This is a genomic window from Tatumella terrea (assembly GCF_039523755.1).
Classification (GTDB): domain Bacteria; phylum Pseudomonadota; class Gammaproteobacteria; order Enterobacterales; family Enterobacteriaceae; genus Tatumella; species Tatumella terrea.
On record NZ_BAAAFX010000006.1, the window covers coordinates 358,492 to 372,952 of the forward strand.

At 56.4% G+C, this 14,461-nt stretch carries 10 protein-coding genes; 5 read left to right on the forward strand and 5 right to left on the reverse strand.

Annotated features, from left to right (window positions below):
* Window positions 1–218: 218 nt before the first annotated feature.
* Complete coding sequence (locus ABD035_RS04690; protein ID WP_343868065.1) at window positions 219–1,445, reverse strand: multidrug efflux MFS transporter; 1,227 nt, start codon at window positions 1,443–1,445, stop codon at window positions 219–221.
* A 625-nt stretch (window positions 1,446–2,070) separates the two neighbouring features.
* Here ABD035_RS04690 and ABD035_RS04695 point away from each other — a divergent pair.
* Both ABD035_RS04695 and ABD035_RS04700 read left to right on the forward strand, forming a co-directional pair.
* Window positions 2,071–3,423: a carbohydrate porin gene (locus tag ABD035_RS04695; RefSeq protein ID WP_343868067.1), complete on the forward strand. Its 1,353-nt coding sequence runs from the start codon at window positions 2,071–2,073 to the stop codon at window positions 3,421–3,423.
* A gap of 48 nt (window positions 3,424–3,471) precedes the next feature.
* Window positions 3,472–3,672, forward strand: a complete 201-nt coding sequence (locus ABD035_RS04700) for a hypothetical protein (protein ID WP_343868069.1) — start codon at window positions 3,472–3,474, stop codon at window positions 3,670–3,672.
* A 670-nt stretch (window positions 3,673–4,342) separates the two neighbouring features.
* Here ABD035_RS04700 and fhuB read toward each other — a convergent pair.
* From fhuB to fhuF, 4 genes are read right to left on the reverse strand one after another with little or no spacing between them, the layout of a single operon-like run.
* On the reverse strand, window positions 4,343–6,310 hold the full coding sequence (gene fhuB / locus ABD035_RS04705; RefSeq protein ID WP_343868071.1) for a Fe(3+)-hydroxamate ABC transporter permease FhuB: 1,968 nt from the start codon (window positions 6,308–6,310) through the stop codon (window positions 4,343–4,345).
* Window positions 6,303–7,229, reverse strand: coding sequence for a Fe(3+)-hydroxamate ABC transporter substrate-binding protein FhuD (gene fhuD / locus ABD035_RS04710; RefSeq protein ID WP_343868073.1), 927 nt, complete (start codon window positions 7,227–7,229; stop codon window positions 6,303–6,305). The genes fhuB and fhuD overlap by 8 nt, the downstream gene beginning before the upstream one ends.
* Window positions 7,219–8,010: an ATP-binding cassette domain-containing protein gene (locus ABD035_RS04715; RefSeq protein WP_425579708.1), complete on the reverse strand. Its 792-nt coding sequence runs from the start codon at window positions 8,008–8,010 to the stop codon at window positions 7,219–7,221. The genes fhuD and ABD035_RS04715 overlap by 11 nt, the downstream gene beginning before the upstream one ends.
* Before the next feature lie 24 nt (window positions 8,011–8,034).
* Window positions 8,035–8,706, reverse strand: a complete 672-nt coding sequence (fhuF, locus tag ABD035_RS04720) for a siderophore-iron reductase FhuF (protein WP_343868075.1) — start codon at window positions 8,704–8,706, stop codon at window positions 8,035–8,037.
* Window positions 8,707–8,872: 166 nt separating this feature from the next.
* On the opposite strand from fhuF, the gene ABD035_RS04725 reads away from it, so the two are divergent.
* The 3 genes from ABD035_RS04725 to ABD035_RS04735 all read left to right on the forward strand — a co-directional run bounded on the left by ABD035_RS04725 (window position 8,873) and on the right by ABD035_RS04735 (window position 14,248).
* Window positions 8,873–11,065 (forward strand): TonB-dependent receptor, encoded by a 2,193-nt coding sequence (locus tag ABD035_RS04725; RefSeq protein WP_343868077.1) that lies wholly within the window; start codon window positions 8,873–8,875, stop codon window positions 11,063–11,065.
* A 94-nt stretch (window positions 11,066–11,159) separates the two neighbouring features.
* The gene (locus ABD035_RS04730; RefSeq protein WP_343868079.1) at window positions 11,160–12,794 is read left to right on the forward strand and encodes a multidrug ABC transporter permease/ATP-binding protein; all 1,635 of its coding nucleotides are present in this window, start codon (window positions 11,160–11,162) and stop codon (window positions 12,792–12,794) included.
* Window positions 12,795–12,991: 197 nt separating this feature from the next.
* Window positions 12,992–14,248 (forward strand): MFS transporter, encoded by a 1,257-nt coding sequence (locus tag ABD035_RS04735; protein ID WP_343868081.1) that lies wholly within the window; start codon window positions 12,992–12,994, stop codon window positions 14,246–14,248.
* The last annotated feature ends 213 nt before the right edge of the window (window positions 14,249–14,461 follow it).

The window sequence follows — 14,461 nt, forward strand, 5'->3', positions numbered from 1 at the left end:
ATGCCCCGACAGGACTCCGCCGTTAGCAGGGCACAGATCTGCCGAAGTAAACTGAGGCCCGACGGGGCTGAGTTCGCTACGGGACCGAAACACGGCTCACTTATCTTTTACGACGCGTAATGCCCGGAACGTCTGGTGCAGGCCAGCAATCCTGCGCTGATAGCGGGGTGTATCTCTCGCCGGGGCTGAGTTCGTTACGGGGCTCCAACCTGCCGGGCTTATCTCTGACGGTATTTATTCGGCTTCAGCGTGCCAGCCCGGCCGGCGCGCCGGAAGGTCAGGCTCAGGTAAATCAGGTTCAGCAGGATCACCACCGCCGATGCCAGAAAGACCCAGCCCATTCCCAGCGATGCGGACGTTACGGCGCCCAGCAGCGGGCCGGTAACATTCCCCAGGTTCATAAAAGACTGATTGTAACCAAATACCCGCCCGGAAATTTTGGCCGAAGAGTGACGCAACAGCAGCGACTGGATGGCGGGAAACATGGCGCCGTCGGCAAATCCCAGCAGAAAACGCAGCAGAGAAAATTGCGTCACACTACTGACCAGAGACATCAGGGTCAGCAGCAGGATAAACATGATAAAGGCGACAGAGATGATCCGGCGGGGGCCCAGAGTATCGCTCATTCGTCCCCAGACAGGGGCGGAGATCAGGGCCGACATCCCCGGCAGAGCCGCGATAAACCCGCTGATAAAAGCAATATTATGGCTGTCGGGGGAGAGATGCTGAACATAAAGAAACAGGATAGGGTTTACTGACCCGTTACATAACTGAACCGACAAGGTGCAGAACAGCAGGCTCAGTATCACGCTGGCAGAAGGGACGGTCTGCCAGACAGAAGGCGGTTTACTGACCGTGTTCTTCTGCCGCGGGGGGTGCGGCTCTTCTTTGATCAGAAAAAAAGTCACCAGCGTGGCAATGACCAGCAAGCCGGTCGTCACCTGAAACACCGGGCGCAGACCAATGGTATCTGCCAGATAACCTCCGAGTAACGGCCCGCAGAGAAAACCGCTGATCTGGGCGGTAGAAAGAATGCTGAGTGCCCAGCCACTCCTGCCTTTCGGTGCCTGAGAGGCGACCAGTGCCATGGCATTCGGGATATAGCCGGAAGCCAGTCCCATAATGCCGCGCCATAAAAACAGCTGCCAGACATGGGTTACCAGTCCCTGGAAGAAAATAGCGATCGCCATGCCGATAGCCGCCCGGATCAGCATCAACTTGCGGCCCTTGCTGTCTGCCAATCGTCCCCACATAGGCGAGACGATAGCCGACACCAGAAAGGTAATACTGAAGGTCAGGCCTGACCACAGGGTGAGGTCCGCCGTGCTGTAGTGGCCGAGTTGTGAAATGTAGAGCGGCAGAAAGGGCAGAATCTGGCTAGTACCTAAACCTGTAATAAAACATCCCAGCCAGAGGGAAAACAGGTTCTTCTTCCAGGAGATCATAAGCAGAGGGCGATTATCTAAGCAGTCGGAGGAAAAAGTATACGCCAGCCGACGGCACAATGGCAGCCTCAACCGGTAATAACCCGTTGAAATTACGGGTGCCGGAGCAGAATTCGCATTTTTGATCCGCCTGCAGCCATTGTCCGTACGGCCGGTCACCCTCCCGGAATAACGTCTTTCTGTGATCAGGCAAGGTCATATCGGTCAGATTATTTTCCATAATCTCACTACCCCTGACGGACAGGAAAAAGGGTAATTATTTTTCAACAGTTGCACGGGATGGAAATATTCTTATTTACCGTTCAGTTGACTATGACCGCAGTCACAATACTGAGTGAACAAAGCAAAATACGCTTTCACTCATTCCGCCGGGTGATACAGTGAGCAGACGCGAGGAGTAGCCTCTATTCAGTGGGTTACGTAAAATCGCTGTGCCTGAACACAGTCTCCGCCAGCTTTCTGAGGTACGCGAATACGCAGTAAAACCGCCTGACGCAGAGGCAGTGATATCCCTGCGTATTGACTTCGTTAGCTGGCGTTATTACAGGATATTGTTAATTCGGGCTTTAGTGTTATAGCACCGTCAATGGATAACGGATAACGGATAATCTTTCAGGATGAGAATATGGATAACTCAGGGAAATACGGCCCTTTTAAACCTTCAGTCATCATTACGGCATTATTTTTATCTTCTTCAGCGCTGGCAACCGTCCCGGATTACAGCGTTCTGGGGTTTGAAGCGCCCCGGGAAGGCTTGCTTGGCGATTTGGGAGGCCTGCGTTCGGGACTGCAAGCCCGCGGCTTTACTTATTCTCTCGGCTACCTTAGCCAGACAGCGGTCAATATGGCGGGCGGCTATAACAGCCACAGTAAAGCGGAATATATTGATCAGTTCTCACTGACCTTTAACCAGGATCTGCAAGCCCTGACCGGTATTCCGGATGCAGCGATTGAAGGGAACATCGTCAATCGTAACCATAACAGTAACCTGACCGTCTCGCGTCTGCAAAATCCCTCGATTCCCTTTAACGACCTGGCTCAGGAAAGCTGGGGCGGGCAGTCGATAACCCGTCTTGGCTGGCTGACGTTCTCGCGCAGTTTCCTGGACCACCGGCTCTCCTGGCGGGTGGGACTGATCAATAAGGTTCAGACCTTTGACCAGTCTATCCCGTGTGATTTTCAGGTATTAAGTCAGTGCGGCGGGAAATCCGCCAATGCCATGCTGTGGAATAACTGGAATGTTCATAGCTGGGGCACCACATTGGCTTATAAACTGACACCGGAGTGGACCCTGAAAGCCGGGGTGATGGAACAGAACCCGCGTGTGGCGGATCGCAGCCATGCCTGGAGCTGGTCAACCCGGGGCAGCCGCGGGGCATTATTCCCGGTCGAGGCAGAACTGAAAACGCAGGTCAACGGACTGCCCGGCGTCTACAATCTTGGGGCCTTGCTGACTAATGCCCGTCAGCAGCATCTGTCCCGGGGCGTGTCGCAACAGGATGGCAGCCGCGACCCTCAGGGCTACCTTTCGTACAGTACCACCGGGTTTATCTGGGCATCGGCAAACCAGCAGGTTACCCGTCACGCGGATGATGCGGCCCGCGGGATGAGCGTTTCCTGGAGTGGCAGCTTTTCGGATCAGCGGACTAATCGTGTGCGTATGAGCACTTCTGTGTCGATGCGTTATCGCGGGTTACTGGATGCGCGTCCCGAAGACTGGCTGGGTCTGGGCGTCAGTTACATTAAAATGAGCGGTTACGCGAACGAGCAGTTACGGTTTGCCAGTCAGGGACTGACTCCGGGCGTAAACGGATATCCGGCTATCGGTTATTCGGTGAACGCCGAGCTGTATTATCGTATCCGCGCGACATCCTGGCTGGAAGTGCAGCCGGATATTCAGTACTGGCATAATCCGGGCGGTGCCGGCAGCACGCCGGATGCCTGGGTGGCCGGGCTGAAAACGGTAGTGTCTTTCTAGGGGGATATCTCCCGGCCAGCCCTGCCGGGAGACCCGAATCTCTTCTCCATGCTTAGGCGTCTCTCGTCCGGACAGAGCTACCCTCAGCTCTGCCGGACAGAATTTTTCCCGGGAGTATTTCTGCCGGAGGCGCAGGCCTTGCGGGATCCCCGCAACGGCGATCGGCCATCCTGTGCCGCCCGCTATTTCTGTTCGTCTGCGGCAACCCTCTGTCTGTTATCCACCCTCGCTTCCGGACAGTTCGGGTAGACAGGCACCAGGGTGCTCAGTCGTTAATCCCGGCAGGTTACCCGGCGATAACCCTCTGTCTGATATCCACACTCGCTTCCGGACAGTACGGGCAGACAGGCATCAGGGCGCTCCGCCATTAATCCTAACAAGTTACCCGGCGGCAACCCTCTGTCTGTTACCCACCTTCGCTTCCAGACAGTTCGGGCAGACAGGTACCAGGGCGCTTAGGCGTTAATCCTGGCACGTAGTCCGGCGGCAATCCTCTATCTGTTACCCACACATTGCTTCAGGACAGCGCAGACTGACTGGCACCAGGGCGCTCAGTCGTTACCCCCGGCAGTTTACCCGGCGGCAATCCTCTGTCTGTTACCCACACTGTGCTTCCGGACAGCGCAGACTGACAGGCACCAGGGCGCTTAGGCATTAATCCTGGCACATAGTCCGGTGGCAATCCTCTGTCTGTTACCCACACAGTGCTTCAGGACAGCGCAGACTGACTGGCACCAGGGCGCTCAGTCGTTACCCCCGGCAGTTTACCCGGCGGCAATCCTCTGTCTGTTACCCACACAGTGCTTCCGGACAGTGCTGACAGACAGGCACCAGGGCGCTTAGGCGTTACTCCCACCAGTTTATCCGTGGGCAATCTTCTGCCTATTATCGGCATGTGCTTCCGGACAGTGCTGACGGGTTATGACCCGTTGCGTTTTCTGCCACATAGCAACCCGATAAACAGCGGAGTACCGAGTAACACCGCCATGATCCCGGCCGGGATCTGAAAAGGAAAAATCACCAGCCGGCCGAGGGTATCGGCCACCATCATCAGTACCGCGCCTGTCACTGCCGCGACCGGCAGCGCTACCGTCATCGAACGCAGACCCGTCAGGCTTACCATCCGCGGCGCCAGTAAGCCGATAAAGCTCATCGGCCCGAGCAACAGTGTGGCGCAGGCACTGAGTACCGCACAAAAGATCAGCAATACCGCGGTGACCGGCTGCAGGGCAATGCCCAGCGAGGAGGCGACCTCACGTCCCAGCGTCAGAAGGGTCAGCCAGCGGGAAAAGAGCAATGCCACCGGCAGAGCGACCACCAATAGTAACAGTCCGGTCAGTGCCATCTGCGGCGTTGCCCCCCAGGAAGAGCCCGACAGCCAGCTGATGATCTGGCTGGCATTCGGCGCACCACTTGCCAGCAGGATGCTGATAACGGCTGCCGACAGTGCACTCAGCGCGGTGCCGGCCAGCAGGATCCGCGAAGAAGAGGTCTGCCTGCCCAAAGCAAAGCAGATGATGATCCCCAGGCTCAACAGTGCGCCGGCGAGTGCCGCCGGGAACATGGCTATCCCGGCCGATGCCGGGAAGAACAGCAGCATCAGTACCACCCCGCAGGCCGCACCACTGTTTACCCCCAGCACTTCCGGACTGGCCAGCGGGTTAGCGGTCAGGCGCTGCAGGATAACCCCGGCAATGGCTAATAAACCGCCACAGCTGCCGGCGACCAGGGCCCGCGGCCAGCGGAAAGCCAGTGGATCCTGGAGACTGAAGGTCAGTCCGCTGGCATTTCGTTGCACAGCAAAACAGAACAGTGCCACGCCGACCATCAGCAGTACCAGTAGCGTAACCTTTTTACCGTTCATCGACAGTGTCCGGCGGATCGGTGTCTGCAGGTCCGGCGCGGTCACAAAACGCGCCCGGGCGATGATCCACAACATCAGCGGAATACCGCCGATAGCCGTGATATTGCCGGCCGTAAACTGATATCCCGCCGATTCCGACAATATCGAGAGCTGATCGCAGATCAGCAAAATCAGCGCGCCAAACAGCATCACCCGGAGCATGTGACTGATAAACCGTTGATGCGGGTATAAGCGACAAATCTGCGGGGCAAACAGGCCAATAAACCCGATGATTCCGGCCTGACTGACCGTCCATCCGCTTAACAGTGTCACCAGCGCTAACCCGCCCAGTCGTATCTTCTGACTGCTGCCCCCCAGACTGTCGACGAGGGTATCGGAAAGACGCAGCAGGTTCAGCGCCCGGGAAAACAGTAGTGCTACTAAAGTGGTCAGGATCAGCACCGGTGCCAGTCGGCGCGCTACCGACCAGTCGTTCTGTGCCAGGTTACCGCTGCTCCAGATAAACAGATCCTGCAATTGTTCATGCCGGAACAAGGTCAGCCCGTTTTGCAGGGCAGAGCAGAACAGGCCGATCAGCAACCCAGTCAGTAACAGGGTCAGGGTGGATAACTGACGCTGACGGCTGAGTGCAAAAATAATCAGCATACTTACCGTGGCCCCGGCCAGCGAAAATCCCTGACCGGCCAGCACGCCGCCACCCAGCAATGTGACCAGGGTCAGCCCCAGCTGGGCACCGGAGGCAATCCCCAGCGTGGCCGGTTCCGCCAGCGGATTTTTCAGCAGTAGCTGACACAGCCAGCCGGCAAGGCCCAGCGCGGCCCCGGCCAGCAGAGCAACGGCGATACGCGGCAGAAAGCTGTACTGAAACAGCAGATGCTGTTGCAGCAGAAGATCGGCGGCGGCCGCTGGAGTGAGTTGTGTCATTCCGGCCGGGTGAATGTAATGCAGGGTATTGGTGAGCAATAAGCCCGCGGCACTCAGACACAGCAGAAAAATAAGGAGGATCCCGACAGGTTTACGCATGCCACTCTCCGGCGCTGCGGGCCAGTGCTCCGGCAAAACGCAGGGCAGAACAAAGCCCGCCATAGAGCCATACCGGGTCCAGCAAATAGCGCCGGTGCTGCTGATTAAACGGCATCTGCTGCCAGAGAGGAGAACCGGCAAGGGCGGAGGTGACCGATGCATCATTGTGTGAAAACTGTAAAGCAATATCTGCCTGACAGGTCAGTAACTGTTCGGTCCCGACAATCACACTGCCCCACAGGCTGGTGGCGCCCTGCCAGGCACATTCCAGTCCGGTGGCGGCAAGCACTTCCCCGAACAGGCTGTCCTGTGTCAGCACCAGAACCTGACGCGGGGAAATCAGGGTGAACATCAGGATCCTTTTCCCCGCCATCGGTGCCAGCTGTTGCCGGTATCCGGCCATCTGCTGCGCGAAACCGGCAAGGAACTGTTGTGCCTGAGCCTCCCGGTGAAGGCGTGTGGCCAGTTGCAGGATATTATCCCGGGCAGCATTAAGCAGACTTTTACCCGCCACACGGAAGGCATATTCCCATACCGGAGCAATCTGCTGCAGGCGGGAGACAGGCAATGGCGAGTGTTCCGGCAGGATCAGCAAATCCGGGGCGAGGCTGGCCAGCAGTTCCAGATTCGGTTCGGTGCGTAACCCGAGTTCGGCCACCTGTGGCGGCAGAACCGGTGCCCCTACCCAGTCATCATAGCCCTGAATATCGCTGACAGCGACAGGAGTGAGCCCGAGCGCATACAGGGTTTCGACGGCCGACCATTCCAGCGCGGCCACCCGTAGCACAGCTGCCGGAGGGGCTGCAGCAACAACGCCGGCGGGGAGGGCGGCTGCGGCCAGTAACAGCGCCGATCGGCCCAGCATCTGACGGCGGGTCAGCATCGGTGTGTGGTGGTCAGGCAGGTGATTATCTGACATAACTGATGAGATCCCCGTTCTCCGGCTGGCGGATGATGCCCATGGCAACACCATAGATGTGTTCCAGTTGCTGTTCTGTCATCAGTTCACTGACACCGCCCTGGAAGATTTTTTCGCCCTGGCGCAGCGCAATAAATTCATCACAAAAGCGTGCTGCCATATTGATATCGTGCAGCACCATGATCACGGTTAACTGCCGCTGCCGTGAGAGATCGCGGATGACGGACAGCACCTCTTTCTGATGGGCAATATCCAGCGCCGACGTGGGTTCATCCAGCAGCAGGCAATGGCTGCCCTGAACCACACACATGGCAATCCAGGCCCGCTGCCTCTCCCCGCCGGATAACTGCTCGATCGGATGGCTGGCCTGCCGGGTCAGCGATACGCTTTCGATGGCCCGGGCGATGATCTCTCTGTCTTCATCGGTGACCCGGCCGAGCGCCCCGTGCCAGGCATAGCGTCCCAGAGCCACCAGTTCAGTGACGGTCATCCCTTCAGTTACCGGCAGGTGTTGGGGAAGATAGGCCACCTGACGGGCGAATTCGCGGGCACCCCACTGGTGAAGGGGTTTGCCCCGCCAGCTAATCTCCCCGCCGAATTCCGGATTCTGCCGGCTCAGCAGTTTAATCAGGGTCGATTTCCCGGAGCCGTTATGACCGATTAAACCGGTCACACGCCGGGGGGTAAATTCCAGGGACAGGGGGCTGAGTAACTGCCGGTTATCTATCGATACCCGGGCCTGATGCAGGCGAAATGTCGCTTCCGGCTGTGCCGGGGGGATACTTTTCACGGGGTCTCTCCGGAATTAATGTTTACCGCATTTTTCCAGCGGGCAGGAGGCACATTTACTGTGTTCATCCAGCCGGAAGATTAGACAACAATGGCGGCGTTCGGTTTTATCTCCGCCGTCAGGCGTTTTCACCGTGCGTAAGGGGGTTTTCAGGCGGTTAATACTGCCGTCGGCGAAATGGCTGGCAGAAAACAGATTCTGTAATATCCGCACATCGGCCGCTTTACTGTCGGCCTGCTGCATGCCCTGCCATAAGCGCACCGCGGCATTGCTCCAGAACACCGTCAGATTATTCCCCGCCAGCGAAGAGAGGGTCTGACAGACCGGGGCAATAAACTGACAGATTAACTGGTCCGTCAGCTGATGTTGCTGAGCCGATGTCAGCCCGCACAGCGGTTCCCCCCGCAGATGCCAGCGTTCCGGACAACCCGCGGCATTCAGCGCCAGCTGACCATTAAACTCCCACAGCGGGCAGGCCTGCTGCTGACTGCATAATTGGTCGGCCCAGCTGATCAGTGCATCCGCAAAAAACCATTGCGACCACAGCGACAGCCAGGCGACTTTACGGGCAGGGGACCTGGCCGCCCAGTCGCCCGGAAGCAGGGCCTCAAACTGATGCGGGTGGCAGAGAATACTGGCCGGAACGTCAGTCAGTGCTGCGCTCGCAGAAGTGTGGGGTAAAGGCATGACGTTATTCCATCACTGACGGTAAATATCCCGGAATAATAATGCAAATGATAAAGAGTTACATTACTATCTTGGCGTTTGCAGCACTTTTCAGGGACTTTGTCGTGGCGGGACGCCCCCGGACGACAAAATATTTTCCAAAACATCCAGTTCGCAGGTTGAAACAATGTACAAAAATTCCCCGCTCTTCCGCCCGCATGCCCTCCGTCAGGCGATGCTGATTGCACTGATACCGGTCAGTCCCCAGGTTCTGGCCGCCGGTAGCGACACGCAGGCCCGGCCTCAGACCCTGGTCGTGACCGCCAGACCGCAGGCCGTGGGGACAAATAACGGGCAGGATCCGGTACCGGCGTTCCTGGACGGGGGGATTGCCAACGGTGCAAGGCTGGGGGTGCTGGGAGAACAGAAATCGCTGGATGTTCCTTTCAGTGTGATCAGCTATACCTCGACGCTGCTGGACGCTCAGCAGGCCCGCACGCTGCAGGACGTGGTGAAGAATGACGCCTCTGTCCAGAGTGTGCGTGGTTATGGAAACTTTTCACAGGGCTTTCGTATCCGTGGATTTGATCTGTACGGGGATGATATCAGCCTGAACGGGTTATATGGCGTTTTACCCCGGCAGATCCTGCCGCTGGAGGATGTGGACAGGGTGGAGCTGATAAAAGGTGCCAGCACCTTTATGAACGGTGTCCCGGCCGCCGGGACCGGGGTCGGAGGGATCATCAACATTGAATCGAAACACGCCACGGCTTCTCCTGTCCGTCGTCTGAATGTGGACTATAACTCGCGCAGTCAGCCCGGGATCAGTGCCGATGTCGGTCAGCGATTCGGGGACAATGACCAGTTTGGCGTCCGGGCGAATGTGGTTCACCGGGAAGGTGAAACCGCAATCCGTCATGAAAAAGACCGGACCACGGCCGCTTTTCTGGGCCTGGATTACCACGGCGACAGGTTCGACAGTTCACTAGACCTGGGGTATGTGGAGTCGACGATCCATAATGGTCGTGCCGGGATCAAACTGGATGAGACCATGACCTCGTTGCCGGCGGCACCGGATCCGCGAACCAACTATGCACAGCGCTGGAATTATGCCGACCTGACCACCCGTTACGCGATGCTGAAAAATGACTATCACCTGACGCCGGACTGGGTGTTCTACAGTGCCATTGGCGGCAGCCACACCAACGAATGGTCCGCCAGTGCCTCTCCGGTGGTCTATAACCTGGCCGGTGATTCTAAGATGTCCCTGCTGAATACTCATTACACCGCAGATACCCTCAGCGGGATGGCCGGTGTGCGCGGGAAATTCCATACCGGCGACGTCAGTCACCAGGTCAACCTCGGGTATTCCGGGATCTATAACCGGGCAGGTAATGCTTACCAGATGACCGGGAACTTTACCGGGCCGAATATTTATCATCCGTCTGAGGTGGAACCGACCGGAATTATTTATACCGGCGGCAATATGTCGGCGCCTTCGGTCCGCAGCCGGACAGCGAATAACGGTATGTCGTTCTCCGATACCGTCGGGGTGCTGGATGACCGCCTACTGTTCACTGCCGGGGCCAGATACCAGAAATTACGTATCCGCAACTATGAATATACTGGCGCAGAAGACCCGAACGGCGCATTCGACGCGCACCGCTGGTCGCCGGTGTATGGTGCGGTCTGGAAAGCCCGTGACTGGTTATCGTTGTATACAAACCATATCGAGGCCCTTCAGGCCGCGAATGCCGCGCCTTTTAATGCCTCCAATGCCGGGAAGATCACCGGTATCGGCCGCACCCGGCAAAATGAGGTCGGGCTGAAAGTTCAGGGTGACCGGTTCGGTGGCAACCTGGCGCTGTTCGATATGCGCAAAATGGCCGGCGTGCTGGGCAGTGACGGGGTGTACCGTCTGGCCGGAGAGCAGCGTAACCAGGGGGTGGAACTGAATGTCTTCGGTGAACCGGTGCTGGGCTGGCGGGTGAATGCCGGCACGACCTGGCTGAAGCCGGTAATGAATAATATTTACGGACCGGCAAACGGTAAGGATGCGGTGGGTGTACCGCGTAACCAGTGGCGGCTATATACGGAGTATGATGTGCCGGGTCTGCAGGGCGTGACGGTTAACGGCACCCTGATGCATACCAGCCATCAGTATGCGGACAGTGAGAATAACCTGCGTATGCCGGCCTGGACGCGGCTGGATCTCGGCGTTCAGTATGCGATGCCGTGGCAGCAAACACGCCTGACCTGGCGTGCCGGGGTAGAAAACGTCACCAATGCGAAATACTGGCAAACCATTGGTCAGGACAGTGGCTATCTGACCCAGGGTGACCCTCGTACCCTGAAGTTATCGCTGAGTGTGGATTTCTGATCACTGCATTGATTATCCTTTCTCTTCCCGCCCGCCTGTGCTGGCGGGAATTTTTTGCAGAAGACTATGTTATTACTTAAATGTTGTTACTCAAATGTTGTTACTTAAATCGGTTCTGAAACACCATCTGCCGGCGATGACCGGGATTATCCTGCTAAATCTGCTCAGTGCCTGTCTGGGTATTTTTACCATCTCCTATATTAACCAGTCGCTGGTGCAGGAAAGCTCACCACAAACCGGGCTCGCAAAACTGGCTGGCTTACTGATCGCCTTATTGCTGGTGACGCTGGCGGCCCAGTGGACACTGACCGCACTGGGACACCACTTTATCTGGAAGAAACGCAGCCGGATGGTCCTGCAACTGCTGGGCATGTCTCCGGACAGGCTGGAGCAACAGGGCCACGGCGAGTTGCTGTCGATGCTGGGGCCGGATATCCGTAACATTACGCTGGCATTTGTCCGTCTGCCGGAGCTTATTCAGGGGATCGTACTGGGGGTCGTCGCTATCGGCTATCTCGGCTATCTTTCTCTGCCGGTGCTGGCCATTGTCATGATCTGGATGGGGCTGACCTTTTATTCCGGTTACCGGATGGTGGCGCGGGTTTACCTGCACCTGCGGGAAGTACGCAACTATGAAACCGATCTGCAGGATGCCTTCCAGGTAGTGATCCACGGTAATAAAGAGCTGGCGCTCGATCCGGCCCGGGCCCGGCATTTCTATGAAAACGACTACCAGCAGGCGGCGCTCGGCTACCGGCAGCATATTATCCGTGCCGACAGCTTCCACCTCTCGGCCATTAACTGGTCCAATATCATGATGCTGGGGTTAATAGGCCTGATCTTCCTGGCTTCACAGGCCATGGGCTGGATTTCCGGCACCGTGGCAACCTCGTTTTCCCTGACGGTATTATTCCTGCGCTCTCCGCTGCTGCAGGCTATCGGGGCCTGGCCGACATTACTGAGCGGTGAACTGGCATTTAAAAAAATTGGCGGGATGCTCGCCGCGGATCAGGAAATACTGCCGGACACAGACGTGTCGCTGCCTGCCGGCTGGCAGACCCTGCGTTGGGAGAATCTGAGCTGGCATTACCCGCAATCCGGTTTCAGTGTCGGGCCGGTCACGACCCGGCTGAATCGTGGTGAAATCGTGTTTATCATCGGGGCCAACGGCTCCGGAAAATCGACCCTCAGTCAGATGCTGACCGGCTTGTATGCCAGCCCCGGGGCCGGCGTGTGGCTGGATGATCAGCCACTGACTACCGCAGCGCTGAAATCCTTGTTTTCGGTGGTATTTACCCGGCCTTATCTGTTTAAAACCGTGTTTGTGTCGCCGGAAAGCGGGGATAACGCGTTAGCTGAACTGTGGCTGGATAAACTCGGCCTGGCGGGAAAGGTCAGTATTGAAAATAATCAGCTGTCCACGCTGGACCTGTCGCAGGGCCAGAAGAAGCGGGTGGCGCTGTTGCTGGCCCTGGCCGCCCGCCGCGATATCCTGTTTCTTGACGAATGGGCCGCCGAGCAGGACCCGCAGTTCAGACGCTATTTTTACCGCGAGTTATTGCCCTGGTTCCGGGCGCAGGGCAAAACCCTGATGATTATCAGTCACGATGATGATTATTTCGATGTTGCCGACAGGGTCCTGGAAATGCATCAGGGGCAGTTACGTGAACTGACGGCGGAACAGCGGGACAATGCCTCGCGGGACGTGATTTCTCAACTGGGGCGATAGGGCAGACTGCCCGACAGGCGATATCCTCCCGGCCGGAGGGCGTGGCGACGGCGGCTTCCGGGAGGGATCAGAGCCCGGAGGCTATCAATATAACCCCCTCAGAGCGATAAATATTAAAATCATGGGTCAGACAGATTACACTGCCCGGGTAAGGCTTTGACGTCCTGTGTTTTAGCCAGATCCGGAGAGTGTGCTTATTGCTTAAAAAATTTGTCCATCCATTTTTACTCTATCGGGGATTACCGACCGATATCTATTTCCTCGCGCTGGCAAGATTTATACTCGGGCTGGGTAATTTTATTATTCCCTTTCTCTTCCTGTTACTTACCCTGACGCTGGGTTATTCAGCGACAACCGCCGGGGAATTAGCGATGGGGGTAACGTTATTCTATTTGATCGGCAATTTTTCAGGGGGGAAGCTTTCTGATGCCCTGGGCCATAAAATCGTTATGGTGTCTGGCGAATTCACCGGTTCGGCGGGACTTATACTGAGCAGTTTTTTCCATGACTGGCATCTGATGCTGCCTGTCTGGCTTTTTATCAGTTATTTTTTCTTCGGAATTGCACTTCCCGCGAGTAATGCACTGGTGGCAGATTTATCGACCGAGGAAAACAGAAATGCCGTGATATCCCTAAGCTACCTTTCTTATAATTTAGGTTCCGGAGTGGGACCCGTCGTGGCGGGGTATCTGTTCCGCAGTCATCCGGGCTGGATTTTTTTCGGCAATGGTTTGGCCGGAGTCATCGGTATTTTGATCGTTTTATTGGGTGTCAGTCGGCGACGCGATCCTCAAATGACACCCGGCTCAGACCCGGCAGCCCCTGAAAAAGTGATCGGGGGGCCGGTATGGCAGGTATTAAAAGCGCGGCCCTGGCTACTGGTTTTCGGCGTTTTGTGCACTTTTCTCTGGTTTACCTTAAATCAGATGACGATAACCACCCCGCTTTTTCTGGCCCATCGTTATGGTGAGAACGGTCCCTTGTTATTTGGTCAGCTGATGACCTTTGCCAGTCTACTGGTGGTGATTATCACTCCGGTGCTGATAAGAATGACCCGGAATACATGCGAAATAAAAAGCCTTGCGGTTGCCGGTATTCTGTTTGCCGCAGGCTACTTACTCGTCATGTTATTTAGCCCGATCGCGATGCAGTTTGTGGCATGGTTTTTCCTCTCTGCAGGTGAAGTGTTGCTGTTAACGAAAGAAGGCGTGTATTTAGCTAATCAATCCCCGGTGAGTCATCGCGGGCGTATAAACAGCATAATGACGACGATGCGGAGTTTAGGATTGATGCCTGCCTGCATTCTGATGGGGGCCTGCATTCAATATTTCGGATATATTGCGACCTGGTGGGTGATCATCATCATTGCTCTGATTACAGCGGCGGCTTTACTTCTGTTGTCATATCATCAAAAACAATCCGGATCTGCCGGTTCGCCGGAAGATGTTAATTAACCGGAATACGGTGATGTCATCAGTAATACCGGCCTCGCTGAGTAACCTTGAAATTACTGCGGATGAGGGTCGGAAATATCCTGCCCTCTGTCATAGGTTTTTCATCTGACGACGCGTGGCTCATCTGTCGGTAGCTGGATAAATTTTCTGATCCGCCCCCCCTCAGACTGACAAATTGTTCTTACGTTTTTATCGTGGACTGTTATTGTGAAC

Coding starts and splice junctions, on each gene's coding strand:
- ABD035_RS04700 (WP_343868069.1), top strand. CDS start 3,472: ATGCTTAGGCGTCTCTCGTCCGGACAGAGCTACCCTCAGCTCTGCCGG.
- ABD035_RS04690 (WP_343868065.1), bottom strand. CDS start 1,445: ATGATCTCCTGGAAGAAGAACCTGTTTTCCCTCTGGCTGGGATGTTTT.
- ABD035_RS04730 (WP_343868079.1), top strand. CDS start 11,160: ATGTTGTTACTTAAATCGGTTCTGAAACACCATCTGCCGGCGATGACC.
- fhuB (WP_343868071.1), bottom strand. CDS start 6,310: ATGCGTAAACCTGTCGGGATCCTCCTTATTTTTCTGCTGTGTCTGAGT.
- ABD035_RS04725 (WP_343868077.1), top strand. CDS start 8,873: ATGTACAAAAATTCCCCGCTCTTCCGCCCGCATGCCCTCCGTCAGGCG.
- fhuD (WP_343868073.1), bottom strand. CDS start 7,229: ATGTCAGATAATCACCTGCCTGACCACCACACACCGATGCTGACCCGC.
- ABD035_RS04695 (WP_343868067.1), top strand. CDS start 2,071: ATGGATAACTCAGGGAAATACGGCCCTTTTAAACCTTCAGTCATCATT.
- fhuF (WP_343868075.1), bottom strand. CDS start 8,706: ATGCCTTTACCCCACACTTCTGCGAGCGCAGCACTGACTGACGTTCCG.